Source organism: Pseudomonas nabeulensis (assembly GCF_004682045.1).
GTDB classification, from domain to species: domain Bacteria; phylum Pseudomonadota; class Gammaproteobacteria; order Pseudomonadales; family Pseudomonadaceae; genus Aquipseudomonas; species Aquipseudomonas nabeulensis.
In genome coordinates this window covers 34,957-50,160 of sequence record NZ_QUZT01000024.1, presented here as the reverse complement: position 1 = coordinate 50,160, position 15,204 = coordinate 34,957, and the positions used below count along the sequence as shown (strand labels likewise).

Below are 15,204 nucleotides of genomic sequence, written 5' to 3'. Positions count from 1 at the left end.
CTCGACGGAAAACCTCCCGGGTGATGACCGGTCGGTCGATGGCCGCAGGCCCCGGCACGTCTCGCTCAAGCTGTCTGGCCCCGAGGTTTGCGGCGGATGACGAAGTGATTTTTATGACCTGGAGCAGTTTGGCCCAAGCGCTTGCTTGTGTATGCTCCGTCGACGTTTCGGGCTCACCATTATAAGAACACTGCCTATGACCCTCAGCACCGACCTGTTCGGCCCTTCGATAGCGCCCGCCCAGGTTATCCACAAACACTACGCCACCGAGATGGCGGTCGAGCGCACACGCCTGCTGTATCAAGGCTCGTTGTTGCCGACCTTGCTCATGCTGGTCAACGGCCTGGTCTGCGCCTGGCTGCTGTGGAACCCCAAGCAATACCTGCTCGACAGCATCTGGTTGGTCTGGTTGTTGGCGTTGGTGGCCATGCGTGTGATCCAGGTGGCGGCCTTCGACTCGGCCATGCCCAGCCGTCAGGCGCAACCGGTGTGGCGCCGCATGTTCATGCTGGGTTCGGCGGTCAGTGGCTTGACCCTGGCCACGGCCGCCATCGCCCTGGTGCCGGTGGACAGTTTTATGCAGCAGGCCTGGGTCTTCGGCCTGATCGGCGCCGCGACCCTGTCGGCCAGCGTGGCCTATGCCGTGAGCCTGCCGGCGTTCCTGTCGTTTGCCTTGCCGTGCCTGGTGCCGGCCATTGCCTATCTGTTCTGGAACGGCACCCCGCAGCAACAGGGCTGGGGTGTACTCGGGTTGATCCTGCTGGCGTCCTTGAGCCTGGTGGCGTGGCAGGTCAACCGCCTGATCCAGCGCGGGTTGCTGCGGCGCTTTCAGAACCAGGCGTTGATCGAACATCTGCAAAAGGCCCAGCAGCGCAGCGAACAGTTGAATCTGGAATTGTTGCGTGAGGTCGAACAGCGCCGCCAGGCCGAGCAGGAACTGCGCGACGCGCAAATCGGCTTGCAGGACCGCGTGGCCCAACGCAGCCAGGAACTGGACGCCGCCAGCCTCGCCCTGAACAAAAGCGAAGCGCGCCTGGCCATGGCCTTGCAAGCCAGCGAGCTGGGTCTCTGGGACTGGAACCTGCAGACCGATGAAGTCCACCACACCCAGCTAAAAGAGCTGTTCGGCCTGGAGCCGGAGTACGTCACGGCCATGCTCAGCCACCTCAAACCGCGCCTGCACCCCGAGGATTTGCCGGTGCTCAAGCGCGCCCTGGTGGAACACCTCAAGGGCCGCAGCGAGGACTATCAAGTCGAATACCGCGTGCGCCATGGCGATGGGCACTGGGTGTGGATCGAAGACCGTGGCCGTGCTGTCGAGCGTGCGCCCAGCGGGCGGGTCACGCGGATGCTCGGCACGCGTCGGGACATCAGTGCCAGCAAGGCCCTGGAAGAACAACAGCAACTGGCATCGACGGTGTTCGAGGCTGCCAGCGAAGGCATTGTGATCCTCGATCCGGACTACGTACTGATCGCCGTGAACCAGGCGTTCAGCCGCGTCACCGGCTTTGATATCGACGACATGATCGGTCGCAATGTAGTGGAGCTACCCAGCAGCCGCGATGCGCGTCGTCATTTCCCGGTGATTCGCCAGGCGCTGCTCAGCCACGGCACCTGGCAGGGTGAGCTGGTGGAGACGCGCAAGAACGGCGAGCTCTACCCGCAGTGGCTGCAATTGAATGTGGTGCGCGATATTCGCGGCAACGTCAGCCATATCGTGGGCTTCTTCGCCGATCTGTCGGCACGCCGCGAATCCGAAGAGCGCATGCGCTACCTCACCCACTATGACGAGCTGACCGGCCTGGCCAACCGTTCGCTGTTCCGTGAGCGGTTGCGCGAAGCCCATGGCCGGGTGCGTCAGAACGGGCGAAGCCTGGCGTTGCTGCACATCAACCTGGACCGCTTCAAACTGCTCAACGACAGCCTGGGTCATGAGGTGGCCGACCAGCTGCTGCAGAAGATGTCGCGTCGCTTGATCAATGCCTTGCCCGAAGCCGACACCATTGCACGGCTTTCCGGCGATGAGTTTGCCGTGTTGTTCGACGCCTACGGCAGCCTGTCGAGCCTGGCGCGAGTAGCCACGCGGTTGCTGGCCAAACTGCGCGTGCCGGTAACGGTGGAAGGGCATGAACTGGTGGTCAGCGCCTCGATGGGCGTCAGCTTGTTACCGGATAACGCGCGGGAAATTTCCGCGCTGGTCAGCCAATCGAACATGGCCATGCAGCACGCCAAACACTTGGGCGGCAATAATTTCCAGTTCTACACCGACAGCCTGCAAGCCAGCACCCTGGAGCGCTTGCAGTTGGAAAACCATTTGCGCAAAGCCATCGAAGAGCATCAGCTCATGGTGTTCTACCAACCGAAGTTGTGCCTGGCCACCGGCAAGCTGAATGCCGCCGAAGCGCTGATCCGTTGGGAACACCCGCAGTGGGGCATGGTGCCGCCGGGGGACTTTATTGGTCTTGCCGAAGAGACTGGCCTGATCGTGCCTTTGGGTGAATTCGTCCTGCGCGAGGCCTGCTGGCAGGCGTGTGAGTGGCAGCGCCAAGGGCTGGCGCCGATTCGGGTGTCGGTGAACCTGTCGGTGCACCAGCTGCGCCAAGGCAAACTGGTCAGCCTGGTGCGCCAGGTACTGGAAGAGACCGGCCTGGACCCGCAATACCTTGAGCTTGAGCTGACCGAAAGCCAGCTGCTCGACAGCGTTGAGCACATCATCGCCACCTTCCAGCAACTGCGGGACCTAGGGGTGAAGCTGGCCATCGATGACTTTGGCACCGGCTATTCGTCTCTGAGCTACCTCAAGCGCATTCCGGTGGACTACGTGAAGATCGACCAAGCCTTTATCCGCGGGCTGGGCCAGGGCCGTGAAGACGCGGCGATCACCCGGGCAATCATCGCCATGGCCCACGGGCTGGCACTTAAAGTGGTGGCCGAGGGTGTGGAAGATCAGCAGCAGCTGGATTTCTTGCGCAAGGAGCGTTGTGATGAGGTGCAGGGCTACTTGATCAGTCGACCGATGCAGGCCAAGGGCCTGGCGGATTTGTTACGGGAAAATGCAGATTTTCCTTAGGGTAGCCGAGGGCGCCCCTGTGGCTACAAAGCCTGCGCCCTTTGATTCAGAGGGCAGCAGGGCGATTTAGTGATGCGACGGACGGGCAAAACGACAATTCTTGTAGTATAACTACAAGCTTGCTACATCCCTGGCCCTGCCCATAACAAGAGTCCTGCCCTTTGAACCTGTTGCAACATATCGCCCAGTCGCGCCACCTGTTACGCAAATCGGAACTCAAGGTTGCCGATCACGTGCTGCTTGACCCTGCGGCCGTGATGCACAGTTCCATGGCCGACCTGGCCCACAGCGTGGGTATCAGCGAGCCGACCATCGTGCGCTTCTGCCGCGCCATCGGTTGCTCCGGGTTCCAGGACTTGAAACTCAAGCTGGCCCAAAGCCTGGCCGCCGGAGCGAGCTTCGGGCAATTCGCGATCCACGAAGACGATTCCGTGGCCGACTACAGCCTGAAGATTTTCGACACCACGCTGCACACCCTGATGGAAGTGCGCGAGAAGCTTGACCCGATTGAGTTGCAAAAAGCCGTGACGGCCATGTCCCAGGCCCAGCGCGTCGAGTTCTATGGTTTCGGTGCCTCGGGTGCGGTTGCCGCGGATGCCCAGCACAAGTTCTTTCGCCTGCTGCTGACCGCAGCGGCCTACAGCGACCCGCACATGCAGGCGATGTCGGCGGTGACGTTGAAACCGACCGACGTGGCGATCTGCATTTCCCAGTCGGGCCGCTCCAAAGACTTGTTGATCACTGCCAACCTGGTGCGTGAAAGCGGCGCGACGCTGATCACCTTGTGCCCGAGCCAGACGCCATTGGCGGAACTGTCCACGGTCAACCTGGCCATCGATGTGCATGAAGACACCGAGATCTATACGCCGCTGACCTCACGTATCGCCCACCTGGTGGTGATCGATGTGTTGGCGATGGGCGTGGCCATGGCGCGCGGGCCGAGCCTGGTCAACCACCTCAAGAGCGTGAAGCGCAGCCTGCGCAGCTTGCGGTTGTCGCCCAAGTCGGTCAAAGCATTAGACGACTGATCCTCGGCCATACTCGGTCAAAATGTGGGAGGGGGCTTGCCCCCGATAGCAGTGGGTCAGCCAATGAATTTGCTGGCTGATACACCGCAATCGGGGGCAAGTCGAATCGTCGCACCGCCCCTCCCACATTTGGATCTCCTGCGAACCCAGAATCTTCATCAGGCTGTCATCGCTGCGTCATCGCCCACACCCATCCTGAACTCCCGTACTCGCATTGGGAGACTCGAAATGGCCCGTCCCTACGAAGACAGCAACAGCGCCGTCAAAACCCGTCGTCAGCAGGAAGACCAGCGCCGCATGGCGTTTCGTCGCGCAATCGAAGACCGTTGTGAAGAACGCCAATTGCTCCAAAGCATCAGTGACTACCCGGAACTGCATTGGCAGGCACCCGTGGCTGCCCAGCGAAACGCTCAACCAGCGCGCTGATCTGCACCCGTTCGCTGCGAATAAAGCCCAGGAACGCATGGGCCACCGGTGACAGGCGCTTGGCCTTGGCCTGCACCAGGCACCAACTGCGGTACAGCGGCAGCTCTTCCACCGGCAGCTCCTTGAGCCCGCCGCTGGCCAGTTCCAGGTTGACGGCGTGGCGCGTCAGCAAGGCCACGCCCAAGCCTGCGCTCACGCATTCGCGCTGGGCCTCGGCGGATGACACTTCGACCGTCTGGATGAAGTGCACGCGTTTTTCCTTGAAGTACTCCTCGCAGGCCATACGGGTCCCGGAGCCCTGTTCGCGCACCAGCAACGTATAAGGCTCCAGGTCTTGTAACCGAAGCGGGCCCTGCTGGCTGAGCGGATGATCGAACGGCGCCACCGCGACGATGGGGTTGTTGAGGAAGGGCAGGAATTCCAGGCCCATGTCCTGGGGCACCATCGACATGATCACCAAGTCGTCGCGGTTGTCCGACAGCCGACGGATGACTTGGGCGCGGTTGACCACCGTAAGGTGCAACTGCACTTCGGGGTGCTGGCGCTTGAAGGCGGCAAACAGGTGCGGCACGAAGTACTTGGCGCTGGATTCAATCGCCAGTTTCAGTTGGCCTTGCAGCGACCCCTGCATGTCCGACAGCTGCATATCGAGGTTTTCCAGGCGCCCGAAAATATCCCGGCTGGCGCGCTGCAAGGCCTCTGCGGCCTCGGTCATGTAGAGTTTTTTGCCGACGTAATCGAACAGCGGCTGGCCGATCAGCTCTTCGAGCTGCCGAATTTGCAGGCTTACGGCCGGTTGTGTGAGGGACATTTCCTCGGCCGCGCGGCTGTACGAGCGCAAATCGCACACTTCATTGAAGATCTGCAATTGACGCAATGTCATACGCATCAATGACTTACGCATATTTCAATTCCTTCTGCCCGTGGCCGTCCGGCCAACTATAAGTCTTTACTTATGCACGACCCAATAATTATTGATTTTTGTTAATTCTCCTGCCGGATTAGTGTGTGTCTCGCGACTGTCATGAAACATTTGGTCACGCGCCGACCCGGGTCTAGCGGGTCGAAGAACGCAGCAATCGGCTCAAGGGAATTTCCAAGTGATAAAAAAGATCCTGATCGCCAACCGTGGTGAAATTGCCGTACGAATCGTGCGTGCCTGCGCCGAGATGGGCATTCGCTCGGTCGCGGTCTACTCCGACGCCGACCGCCACGCGTTGCACGTTAAACGTGCTGATGAAGCCCACAGCATTGGTGCCGAGCCCCTGGCCGGTTACCTGAACCCGCGCAAGCTGGTGAACCTGGCGGTGGAAACCGGTTGTGATGCGCTGCACCCCGGCTACGGTTTCCTGTCGGAAAACGCGGAACTGGCAGATATCTGCGCCGAACGCGGGATCAAATTCATCGGCCCGGCCGCTGAAGTGATCCGCCGCATGGGCGACAAGACCGAAGCGCGCCGCAGCATGATCAAGGCCGGTGTACCGGTCACGCCGGGCACCGAAGGCAACGTTGCCGATATCCATGAAGCCCTCACCGAAGGCGACCGCATCGGTTACCCGGTGATGCTCAAGGCCACCTCCGGTGGCGGTGGGCGTGGTATCCGTCGTTGCAACAGCCGCGAAGAACTCGAACAAGCCTTCCCCCGCGTGATCTCCGAGGCCACCAAGGCCTTTGGTTCGGCGGAAGTGTTCCTGGAAAAATGCATCGTCAATCCCAAGCACATCGAGGCGCAGATCCTCGGTGACAGCTTTGGCAACGTGGTGCATTTGTTCGAGCGCGATTGCTCGATCCAGCGTCGTAACCAAAAGCTCATCGAAATTGCCCCTAGCCCGCAACTGACCCCGGAACAGCGCGCCTATATCGGCGACCTGTCGGTGCGTGCGGCCAAGGCCGTGGGCTACGAGAACGCTGGCACCGTGGAGTTCCTGCTCGCCGAGGGCGAGGTGTACTTCATGGAGATGAACACCCGGGTGCAGGTGGAGCACACCATCACCGAAGAAATCACCGGGATCGACATCGTTCGCGAGCAAATCCGCATCGCTTCGGGCCTGCCGCTTTCGGTCAAACAGGAAGACATCCACCACCGTGGTTTCGCGTTGCAGTTCCGCATCAACGCCGAAGACCCGAAGAACAACTTCCTGCCCAGCTTCGGCAAGATCACCCGTTACTACGCGCCCGGCGGCCCCGGTGTGCGTACCGATACGGCGATCTACACCGGCTACACCATCCCACCGTTCTACGACTCCATGTGCCTGAAACTGGTGGTGTGGGCGTTGACCTGGGAAGAAGCCATGGACCGTGGCCTGCGAGCCCTGGACGACATGCGCCTGCAAGGCGTGAAGACCACCGCTGCCTACTACCAGGAAATCCTGCGCAACCCGGAATTCCGCAGCGGCCAATTCAATACCAGTTTTGTGGAAAGCCATCCTGAGCTGACCAACTACTCGATCAAGCGCAAACCCGAAGAGCTGGCCCTGGCCATCGCCGCCGCCATCGCCGCCCACGCAGGCCTGTGAGGAATATAAGAATGAGCAAGAAGATCTTCGTAACCGACACCATCCTGCGCGACGCCCACCAATCGTTGCTGGCGACTCGCATGCGCACCGACGACATGCTGCCGATCTGCGACAAGCTAGACAAAGTCGGCTACTGGTCCCTGGAAGTCTGGGGCGGCGCGACCTTCGACGCCTGCGTACGCTTCCTGAAAGAAGACCCGTGGGAGCGCCTGCGCAAACTGCGCGCCGCGTTGCCTAACACGCGCCTGCAAATGCTGCTGCGCGGGCAGAACCTGCTGGGCTACCGCCACTACAGCGACGATGTGGTCAAAGCCTTCGTCGCCAAGGCTGCCGTGAATGGTATCGACGTGTTCCGCATCTTCGACGCCATGAACGACGTGCGTAACCTGCGCGTCGCCATCGAGGCGGTCAAAGCCGCGGGCAAACACGCCCAAGGCACCATCGCCTACACCACCAGCCCGGTGCACACCGTCGAGGCGTTTGTGGCCCAGGCCAAGCAGTTGGAGTCCATGGGTTGCGATTCCATCGCGATCAAGGACATGGCCGGTTTGCTGACGCCGTTTGCCACCGGCGAACTGGTCAAGGCGCTGAAAGCCGAGCAGAGCCTGCCGGTGTTCATTCACTCCCATGACACCGCGGGTTTGGCCGCGATGTGCCAACTCAAGGCCATCGAAAACGGTGCCGACCATATCGACACCGCCATCTCCAGCTTCGCCTGGGGCACCAGCCACCCCGGCACCGAGTCGATGGTCGCCGCCCTTAAAGGCAGCGAATTCGACACCGGCCTGAGCCTGGAACTGCTGCAAGAGATCGGCCTGTACTTCTACGCAGTGCGTAAGAAATACCACCAGTTCGAAAGCGAATTCACCGCCGTCGATACCCGCGTGCAAGTCAACCAGGTGCCGGGCGGGATGATTTCCAACCTGGCCAACCAGTTGAAAGAGCAGGGCGCCCTCAACCGCATGAATGAAGTGCTGGCCGAGATCCCGCGTGTGCGTGAAGACTTGGGCTTCCCGCCGCTGGTGACCCCGACCTCGCAAATCGTCGGCACCCAGGCGTTCTTCAACGTGCTGGCCGGTGAGCGCTACAAGACCATCACCAACGAAGTGAAGCTCTACCTGCAAGGCGGCTATGGCAAGGCGCCGGGCACTGTGAACGAAAAACTGCGCCGCCAGGCCATCGGCAGCGAAGAGGTGATCGACGTACGCCCAGCCGACCTGCTCAAGCCGGAAATGACCAAGCTGCGTGGCGAAATCGGTGCGTTGGCCAAGTCCGAAGAAGACGTGCTGACCTACGCCATGTTCCCGGACATCGGGCGCAAGTTCCTCGAAGAACGCGACGCCGGCACCCTGGCGCCGGAAGTGCTGTTGCCTATCCCAGAAGCCGGCGGCGTGGCCCGCGCCGGTGGTGAAGGTGTGCCGACCGAGTTTGTCATCGACGTGCACGGCGAAAGCTACCGCGTGGACATCACCGGTGTCGGCGTGAAAGCCGAAGGCAAGCGTCACTTCTACCTGTCCATCGACGGCATGCCGGAAGAAGTGGTGTTCGAACCACTCAACGAATTCGTCAGCGCCGGCGGCAGCAAGCGCAAGCACGCCACCGAGCCGGGCCATGTCAGCACGGCGATGCCGGGCAACATCGTCGATGTGCTGGTCAAGGAAGGTGACGTGGTCAAGGCCGGCCAGGCCGTGCTGATTACCGAAGCCATGAAGATGGAAACCGAAGTGCAGGCTGCGATTGCCGGCAAGGTGACCGCTGTTCATGTGGCCAAGGGCGACCGGGTCAACCCGGGTGAAATCCTGATTGAAATCGAAGGCTGATCCCTAGCCTTCGACACTACCGTTTAATCCTCGGGGGGGCAGGTGCTCCCCTTTTTTTTGCCTGGGATTTGGTGGTCAGGCGAAGGCGTCTGAGGGCCGTTAAAAGCTCATTGCCCACTTGGCCGTCAGGCCGTGGCTGCGGCTATGGGTGCCTGATTCACCGTTGTAATTGAGGGCTACGGTGTGCTGCTTCGACAGCGTGAGGTCTACACCGGCCTGCACGCCAAGGCTGTTTCGGTTCAGCGCGGTGCCACTGATGGTGAAGTCGTTGATCAGCCCTGGTGCCTGTCGAAAGCCTTGGCGGACCTGGCTGTCAACCTCGCCATAGAGGTGATGCCAGCTCGCGCTCAGGTGGGGTGAAAGACTCATTTGGTTATCGAATCGATACTGGCTCGCCAGGCGAAGGCCAAATGTGCTGTTCAGGTTTTGCCGGGTTTGCGTACCGACGTTCAACGCCGCCAGGCCGCCTTGTTCCTTGAAGCTGTCGCGGTGATAGCGCTGGTAGCCAAGACCGGCGAAGGGCTCAACGCTGAACGCCTCGCTCCCCAATTGGTAACCCACCTCGGAGAACAGGGTTTGGCTCTGGGCGCTGTACTTGCCCTTCAACTGCTCCTTGTAGTCGAGCAACTCAATGCTGCGTTTATTCTGCCCGGCATGGCTGCTGTAGAACGCGCCCAGGCGCAGTGCCAATGGGCCGTCCTGGCGTACGGCATAACCGCCGAGGTGCCAGCTGTCGAGCTCGCCGGAAAAACGCTGCACATCCAGATGGGTGGTGGATTTTGCGCCCATCACACCGACGCGCCACACGTCGTCCAGCGCCCAGTCGACACCCAGTAACAGGCCTTGAGTACCGTACTTCAAGCCGGAATTGCCGTTTTGTTTGGCGAGGCTACCGTCGCTGTTCAGGTTTTGTACCCAGAAGTGGCCATCTTCGTCGTTGGGCAGGGTGTGCAGGACCGACAGCAGTTGGTTGCTGATGTGCTGCGTTGTGCTTTGGGTCGCGGCGGCGAGGTCGGCATGTTGGCTGCCGGCCAATTGCTCCAGCGCTGCGCCCATTCCGCCGGGTGCTTGCGCGAGTTGATCACCGAACTTTTCCAGGGCCTTGATCTGCTCGGACGTCAGTTTGCCGGACTGCAACAAGCGTTTGAGTGCGGGATCAAGAACCTTGGCAACCTGTTGGCCATTGTGGGTGGTTGCCTGTCGAGTGAGGTAGTCGTCGGGGGCGTCATATTCGGTGGCGGGGGCATAGAACCAATAGTCGTAGGGCAGTTCCAGCGGCAATTGATAAGGCGAGCCGGCCTGTGCCTGGGTGAGTTGAGCACTGGCAACGCCGACCGCCAGGGTGACGACACGTGAGAGTTTCTTGAATAAAAAGGGCATGAAATCCCGGCCTCTGATGGATGAGGCCGGGAATTTAGCGAGGGGGCTAAATATTAACTGTCAGGTCATGGGCCTGGAGTGTGAGGGAGTTGTCTGTATCGATATCTGGCGAGCGCAATCTGCATTTTATTGCGTATTTTGTGTTTGGTAGGCTCTATATCTGCACTATATTGCGTTAGCTAACCTAATTGTCGACGTGAAGACGCATTAAATTGCAGGTGCCCCCCTCATGCTCAACCTAACCGTGCAAATCTACTCAAAAGGCAAATGGCAGGACGCCATGTTGTTGACGTTTGATACGCCGGAAAACGGCTTCGAAAGCCGCTGTAGTTTTGGCTATGACCAACAGTATCTCGTGGACCATTTCGAACAGGGGACGGCCATGGGTGGCGCCACGGGATCGGGGGTTGGGGGGAAGCACCGAAGTTGCTGTTAACGGAAACCTGCCGCAACGCTTGCAGGAATGGGGATTGAAATGAGCCTTACCGTCGAAGAACGTACCCAACTGATCGACAGCATCCAGGCCGCACTGGCCGATGGCACGCTGGAAATCGCCGACGCGGTGCGTCGCCTGCGCACCGAGGTCACCGGCCTGCATCAAAGTCAGTTCGCCAAAATGTGCAAAATTTCCGTGCGCACCTTGGTGCATATCGAACATGGCGAGGGCAACCAGACCCTGAAATCGCTGAATGCGGTGTTCAGGCCATTTGGTATGCAAATGGGCGTGGTCAAGGTGCGCCGGCAGTGGCGCTGACCCACTGCCGATTTAAAAGGTGAGAGAGCTTGTGTGGGAGCGTGCTTGCCCGCGATAGCGGTGTGTCAGCCAGCGCATGTGGTAACTGACACACTGCTATCGGGGGCAAGCCCCCTCCCACAGGGGATTGGTGGTATGCCTAATGCTTGAGCCTGACACAAAGCCAAATGTGGGAGCGGGCTTGCCCGCGATAGCGGTGTGTCAGCCAGCGCATGTGGTAACTGACCCACTGCTATCGGGGGCAAGCCCCCTCCCACAGGGGATTGGTGGTATGCCTAATGCTTGAGCCTGACACAAAGCCAAATGTGGGAGCGGGCTTGCCCGCGATAGCGGTGTGTCAGCCAGCGCAGGTGGTACCTGACACACTGCTATCGGGGGCAAGCCCCCTCCCACAGGGGATTGGTGGTATGCCTAATGCTTGAGCCTGACACAAAGCCAAATGTGGGAGCGTTCTTGCCCGCGATAGCGGTGTGTCAGCCAGCGCATGTGGTAACTGACACACTGCTATCGGGGGCAAGCCCGCTCCCACAGGGGATTGGTGGTATGCCTAATGCTTGAGTCTGACACAAAGCCAAATGTGGGAGCGTGCTTGCCCGCGATAGCAGTGTGTCAGCCAGCGCAGGTGGTACCTGACACACTGCTATCGGGGGCAAGCCCCCTCCCACAGGGGATTGGTGGTGTGCCTAATGCTTGGGTCTGACACAAAGCCAAATGTGGGAGCGGGCAAGCCCCCTCCCACAAGGGTCAGGTGTTGTCTGGAAGTCGGCACTCAGCCAGGCTTTTCAGTTGGCCTGAGCCCGTCTGATTACCTTCCGACAGCCATTCCTCAAACCCCGCCCCAATCTTCGGCCATTCCGGGTCGATGATCGAATACCACGCCGTGTCCCGGTTCTTACCCTTCACCACCGAGTGCTGGCGGAACACACCTTCGAAGCTGAACCCCAGCCGCTCTGCCGCGTATTTGGAGCGCTGGTTGGCGTTGTTGCACTTCCACTCCAGGCGACGGTAGCCCTGGTCGAAGGCATGTTTGGCCAGCAAATACACCGCCTCGGTGCTTTTCGGCGAGCGCTGCATCGGCGCGCCAAAGGTCACGTGACCAATTTCGATACGGCCCTGCTCGGGCACGATGGACATCAGGCTGAGGATGCCTTGCACCTGGCCTGTCGCACGGTCGATCACGCTGAAAAAGTACGGGTCGTTGTGGGACACATGGTTGTTCAACCAATCATTGAATGCACTGCGCTCTGGAAATGGCCCGTAAGGCAGGTAGTCCCATAGTTTCGGATCAGCGCCGGAGCCTTGCAGGGCCTGGAACAGGTCGTCGCCATGGCGCGCCGGGTCGAGTTTTTCCAGGCGGATGAAGCGCCCTTCAAGCTGTTGCACGGTGGGTGGCGGGACGCCTTTCCAGTCGGCGAGGGAAGTGGACATGCTGCGCTCCTTAAAGGCCTTTGCGAAATTGGATGAAACCTGGGCGTTCGGCGATGCGTTCATATAACTGGATCGCGGTGGCATTGGTTTCGTGGGTCAGCCAGTGCACTTTGCAGCAACCATCAGCCTTGGCAGTGGCGTAGACGAACTCGATCAGCTTGCGGCCTACACCGGTGCCGCGTTGGGCCGGGTCCACCAGCAGGTCTTGCAGGTAGCAGGAATTTTCGATGCTCCAGTTGGAACGGTGGTAGATGAAGTTGACCATACCCACCGCCTTGCCATCCTGCCAGGCCAGCGCCGAATGGGTCGGCTCGTGGGCGTCAATCAGGCGTTGCCAGGTGTTTTGGCTGACGGCGTCTGGCAGTTCAGTGTTGTAGAACGTCAAGTACGCTTGCCACAGGGGCAGCCAGGCGCCGTGGTCGGCGGCGGTGACCTGGCGGATATCGATCTGGCTCATTCTGGAACTCCTTGGGGAATAAAGCGCGCGAGGGTCTGGTCGCGCACGTCGGTGCTGGCGGCCAGGCCTTCGCGAACACCGGCGATGTCGGCCGGGCTGCGGTTCTGGCTGAGTTTGCGTTTGCCGATCAAGCGTTCGATGGGCAAGGCGAAGCCGACGATGGCCTTGAGCATGCCGTCGATGTAGTCGGCCGGGGCGTCGCTGACTTTCCAGGGTTGGTTGCGGGAGCCTTCATGGCGATCAGTCAGCGCGGTGACAACCTTGAGCAAGCGCTCGGCATCGCTGAACACTTCGGCCTTGCCGTAGGCGTGCACCGCGATGTAGTTCCAGGTGGGCACCACTTTGCCGTGCTCGGCTTTGGCCGGATAAAACGCCGGGCTGATGTAGGCCTCGGCGCCGGCAAAGATGACCATTGCTTCGCTGCCGTTTTGCAGGTCTTTCCACTGTGGGTTGGCCTTGGCCAGGTGCCCATAGAGCGTGCCGTTGGGTCCCTCATCAGGGTTGAGCAGCAGTGGCAGGTGGCTGGCGACCAAGCCGTGTTCACCATAGGTCACCAGTTGCGCCAGGCGCGTGTGCTGGATCAGTTGATGCAGTTCAGGCAAATCGTCGAGGGCGAAGGCGCGAGGTGTGTACATGGAAATTTTCCTTGGCGAATGCCTGCATCCTAGGCAGGCTAATGGTTCGTTGTAAGAGCCATCTTTGGCCAATTTCATAGGTCCAATATGCCGCCGATCACGCCGCCATTGTCCTTTAACCCTGCTGGTATCGAGCTGGACCGCCGCCAGGGGCTCACGCGCCAACTGTACGAAGCGCTGCGCCAGCGCGTGCTGGACGGGCGGCTGGCGAGCGGCACACGTTTGCCTGCCAGCCGCGACCTGGCGGCAGCTTTGTCGATTTCCCGCAACAGCGTGGTGCGCGCCTACGACCAACTGTATGCCGAAGGTTTTATCGAAGGGCGGGTAGGTGATGGCACCTATGTGGCCCAACTGCCCACGCCGAAAAAACTATCCACAAAACTGTCCACAGGGTTACCAACAGGCTTATCCACAGCTTTATCCACAAATTGGCTGGATTTGCCGGTCAATTCGCCACCGGAAGTTATCCACAGGCCAGCCTTGGGACGCGTACACACCAACCATTTGCCGCAACCTCCGGTAGGGCCGCCGAAGGCTTTTCGCGTGGGTGTACCGGCCTTCGATTTATTTCCTTTCGAGATATGGGCCAAGCTGAATGGGGCTTTCTGGCGCAAACCGGACCTGGAGCAACTCTGTTATGGAGACCCTGCCGGTGATGGCCGTTTGCGCGGTTTGATTGCCGCCTACCTGCGCAGCTCTCGAGGCATGCAGTGCACGGCTGAGCAAATAGTGATCACCAGTGGTGCACAGCAGGCAATCAGCCTTTGTGCACAGTTGCTGGTGGAGCCAGGGGACGGGGTGGCGGTGGAAAATCCTGGCTATCGTGCCGCCGGTCATGCGTTCGCTTTGGCGGGCGGACGGCTGCAAGGTGTGCCGGTGGATAACGACGGTATCGACTGCCAAGTCCTGAATACACTGGGTGATTGCCGCGTGGCCTATGTCACGCCCTCTCACCAATACCCGTTGGGGGTGGTGATGAGCCTGGCGCGGCGCCTGGAGCTGCTGGCATGGGCCGAGCGTACCGGCGGCTGGATCATCGAGGACGACTACGACGGCGAGTATCGCTACAGCGGTGCCCCGCTGGCGCCCTTGGCGGCGCTGGATCGCAGCGGGCGTGTGCTGTACGTCGGCACCTTCGGCAAAGTGGCGTTCCCCGCCTTGCGCCTGGGATACCTGGTGTTGCCGCCGGGGCTGGTGGACGCTTTTTCCCGGCGCCGTGCCGTCGACATGCGTCACTCGGAAGTCAGTACTCAGGCAGTGATGGCCGAGTTCATGGCCGCGGGACACTTCCAGCGGCATATCCGCCGCATGCGCCGCGCTGCCCTGAATCGACGCAATGCACTGCTTGCCGGTTGGCCCAGCGGCTTGCCGGGTGTGGGTGAACTGCCCAACGTCGCCGCTGGGTTACACCTGACGGTGCGGGTCGACAGCCTCGCCCGTGAGCAGCAGTTACTCGCCCAGGCCATTGAGGCTAGCGTTGAGATCAACGGCCTTAGCACCTATTGGTTGCCGCAATCGACCACACCACCCGATCAGCGTGCCGGGCTGGTAATGGGGTTTGCGGCGGTGCCCGAGGCACAGATTGCGCAAGCGTTGTCACGCCTGTGCAGGGCGTGGCGGCCTTGAGTAACTAACTACCGTCTTGGCGAGTAAGGGGATCAATACCGTGGGGGTTTACCCAACACTACCT

General features: G+C 60.5%; 13 protein-coding genes. 8 read left to right on the top strand and 5 right to left on the bottom strand.

Features of this window, described 5'->3' with window-relative positions; genetic code table 11:
• The first annotated feature begins 196 nt into the window (after positions 1 to 196).
• The 3 genes from DYL61_RS14550 (at position 197) to DYL61_RS14540 (ending at position 4,524) form a co-directional block, all read left to right on the top strand.
• Positions 197 to 3,070: an EAL domain-containing protein gene (locus DYL61_RS14550; RefSeq protein ID WP_135308880.1), complete on the top strand. Its 2,874-nt coding sequence runs from the start codon at positions 197 to 199 to the stop codon at positions 3,068 to 3,070.
• Between the two features lie 161 nt (positions 3,071 to 3,231).
• On the top strand, positions 3,232 to 4,098 hold the full coding sequence (hexR, locus tag DYL61_RS14545; protein WP_017739023.1) for a transcriptional regulator HexR: 867 nt from the start codon (positions 3,232 to 3,234) through the stop codon (positions 4,096 to 4,098).
• A gap of 228 nt (positions 4,099 to 4,326) precedes the next feature.
• Complete coding sequence (locus DYL61_RS14540) at positions 4,327 to 4,524, top strand: PA3496 family putative envelope integrity protein (RefSeq protein ID WP_081609292.1); 198 nt, start codon at positions 4,327 to 4,329, stop codon at positions 4,522 to 4,524.
• Here DYL61_RS14540 and DYL61_RS14535 read toward each other — a convergent pair.
• Positions 4,454 to 5,428: a LysR family transcriptional regulator gene (locus DYL61_RS14535; RefSeq protein WP_135308879.1), complete on the bottom strand. Its 975-nt coding sequence runs from the start codon at positions 5,426 to 5,428 to the stop codon at positions 4,454 to 4,456. The two genes, DYL61_RS14540 and DYL61_RS14535, sit on opposite strands and share 71 nt — an antisense overlap.
• Positions 5,429 to 5,624: 196 nt before the next feature.
• Here DYL61_RS14535 and DYL61_RS14530 point away from each other — a divergent pair, with 196 nt between their 5' ends.
• The gene (locus DYL61_RS14530) at positions 5,625 to 7,040 is read left to right on the top strand and encodes an acetyl-CoA carboxylase biotin carboxylase subunit (protein WP_105695907.1); all 1,416 of its coding nucleotides are present in this window, start codon (positions 5,625 to 5,627) and stop codon (positions 7,038 to 7,040) included.
• Between the two features lie 11 nt (positions 7,041 to 7,051).
• Positions 7,052 to 8,860 (top strand): sodium-extruding oxaloacetate decarboxylase subunit alpha, encoded by a 1,809-nt coding sequence (oadA, locus tag DYL61_RS14525; protein ID WP_105695908.1) that lies wholly within the window; start codon positions 7,052 to 7,054, stop codon positions 8,858 to 8,860.
• 99 nt (positions 8,861 to 8,959) lie between these two features.
• Here oadA and DYL61_RS14520 read toward each other — a convergent pair whose 3' ends face one another.
• Entirely contained in the window at positions 8,960 to 10,240 is a 1,281-nt protein-coding gene (locus tag DYL61_RS14520) for an autotransporter outer membrane beta-barrel domain-containing protein (protein WP_135308878.1), read from the bottom strand.
• Positions 10,241 to 10,469: 229 nt separating this feature from the next.
• Here DYL61_RS14520 and DYL61_RS14515 point away from each other — a divergent pair, with 229 nt between their 5' ends.
• Positions 10,470 to 10,676, top strand: coding sequence for a hypothetical protein (locus tag DYL61_RS14515; RefSeq protein WP_135308877.1), 207 nt, complete (start codon positions 10,470 to 10,472; stop codon positions 10,674 to 10,676).
• A gap of 39 nt (positions 10,677 to 10,715) precedes the next feature.
• Complete coding sequence (locus tag DYL61_RS14510) at positions 10,716 to 10,994, top strand: helix-turn-helix domain-containing protein (RefSeq protein ID WP_135308876.1); 279 nt, start codon at positions 10,716 to 10,718, stop codon at positions 10,992 to 10,994.
• Between the two features lie 744 nt (positions 10,995 to 11,738).
• On the opposite strand, the gene DYL61_RS14505 is transcribed toward DYL61_RS14510, so the two are convergent.
• Genes DYL61_RS14505 through DYL61_RS14495 form a run of 3 tightly spaced genes read right to left on the bottom strand, consistent with a single transcriptional unit; the run spans position 11,739 to position 13,514 of the window.
• Positions 11,739 to 12,422, bottom strand: coding sequence for a GNAT family N-acetyltransferase (locus DYL61_RS14505; RefSeq protein WP_135308875.1), 684 nt, complete (start codon positions 12,420 to 12,422; stop codon positions 11,739 to 11,741).
• A gap of 10 nt (positions 12,423 to 12,432) precedes the next feature.
• Positions 12,433 to 12,879 carry a GNAT family N-acetyltransferase gene (locus DYL61_RS14500; protein ID WP_135308874.1) on the bottom strand — a complete coding sequence of 149 codons (447 nt, stop codon included), beginning with the start codon at positions 12,877 to 12,879 and terminating at the stop codon, positions 12,433 to 12,435.
• Complete coding sequence (locus DYL61_RS14495) at positions 12,876 to 13,514, bottom strand: FMN-binding negative transcriptional regulator (RefSeq protein WP_135308873.1); 639 nt, start codon at positions 13,512 to 13,514, stop codon at positions 12,876 to 12,878. Before DYL61_RS14495 ends, DYL61_RS14500 begins: the two co-directional genes overlap by 4 nt.
• A gap of 87 nt (positions 13,515 to 13,601) precedes the next feature.
• Between DYL61_RS14495 and pdxR the strand changes: the two genes are divergently transcribed.
• Positions 13,602 to 15,140, top strand: a complete 1,539-nt coding sequence (gene pdxR / locus DYL61_RS14490) for a MocR-like pyridoxine biosynthesis transcription factor PdxR (protein WP_135308872.1) — start codon at positions 13,602 to 13,604, stop codon at positions 15,138 to 15,140.
• Positions 15,141 to 15,204: the final 64 nt, after the last annotated feature.

What these genes read in the sequence shown, in the direction of transcription:
- DYL61_RS14550 (WP_135308880.1), top strand. Translation starts at nt 197, where the DNA reads ATGACCCTCAGCACCGACCTGTTCGGCCCTTCGATAGCGCCCGCCCAG.
- DYL61_RS14540 (WP_081609292.1), top strand. Translation starts at nt 4,327, where the DNA reads ATGGCCCGTCCCTACGAAGACAGCAACAGCGCCGTCAAAACCCGTCGT.
- DYL61_RS14535 (WP_135308879.1), bottom strand. Translation starts at nt 5,428, where the DNA reads ATGCGTAAGTCATTGATGCGTATGACATTGCGTCAATTGCAGATCTTC.
- oadA (WP_105695908.1), top strand. Translation starts at nt 7,052, where the DNA reads ATGAGCAAGAAGATCTTCGTAACCGACACCATCCTGCGCGACGCCCAC.
- DYL61_RS14520 (WP_135308878.1), bottom strand. Translation starts at nt 10,240, where the DNA reads ATGCCCTTTTTATTCAAGAAACTCTCACGTGTCGTCACCCTGGCGGTC.
- DYL61_RS14515 (WP_135308877.1), top strand. Translation starts at nt 10,470, where the DNA reads ATGCTCAACCTAACCGTGCAAATCTACTCAAAAGGCAAATGGCAGGAC.
- DYL61_RS14510 (WP_135308876.1), top strand. Translation starts at nt 10,716, where the DNA reads ATGAGCCTTACCGTCGAAGAACGTACCCAACTGATCGACAGCATCCAG.
- DYL61_RS14505 (WP_135308875.1), bottom strand. Translation starts at nt 12,422, where the DNA reads ATGTCCACTTCCCTCGCCGACTGGAAAGGCGTCCCGCCACCCACCGTG.
- DYL61_RS14500 (WP_135308874.1), bottom strand. Translation starts at nt 12,879, where the DNA reads ATGAGCCAGATCGATATCCGCCAGGTCACCGCCGCCGACCACGGCGCC.
- DYL61_RS14495 (WP_135308873.1), bottom strand. Translation starts at nt 13,514, where the DNA reads ATGTACACACCTCGCGCCTTCGCCCTCGACGATTTGCCTGAACTGCAT.
- pdxR (WP_135308872.1), top strand. Translation starts at nt 13,602, where the DNA reads ATGCCGCCGATCACGCCGCCATTGTCCTTTAACCCTGCTGGTATCGAG.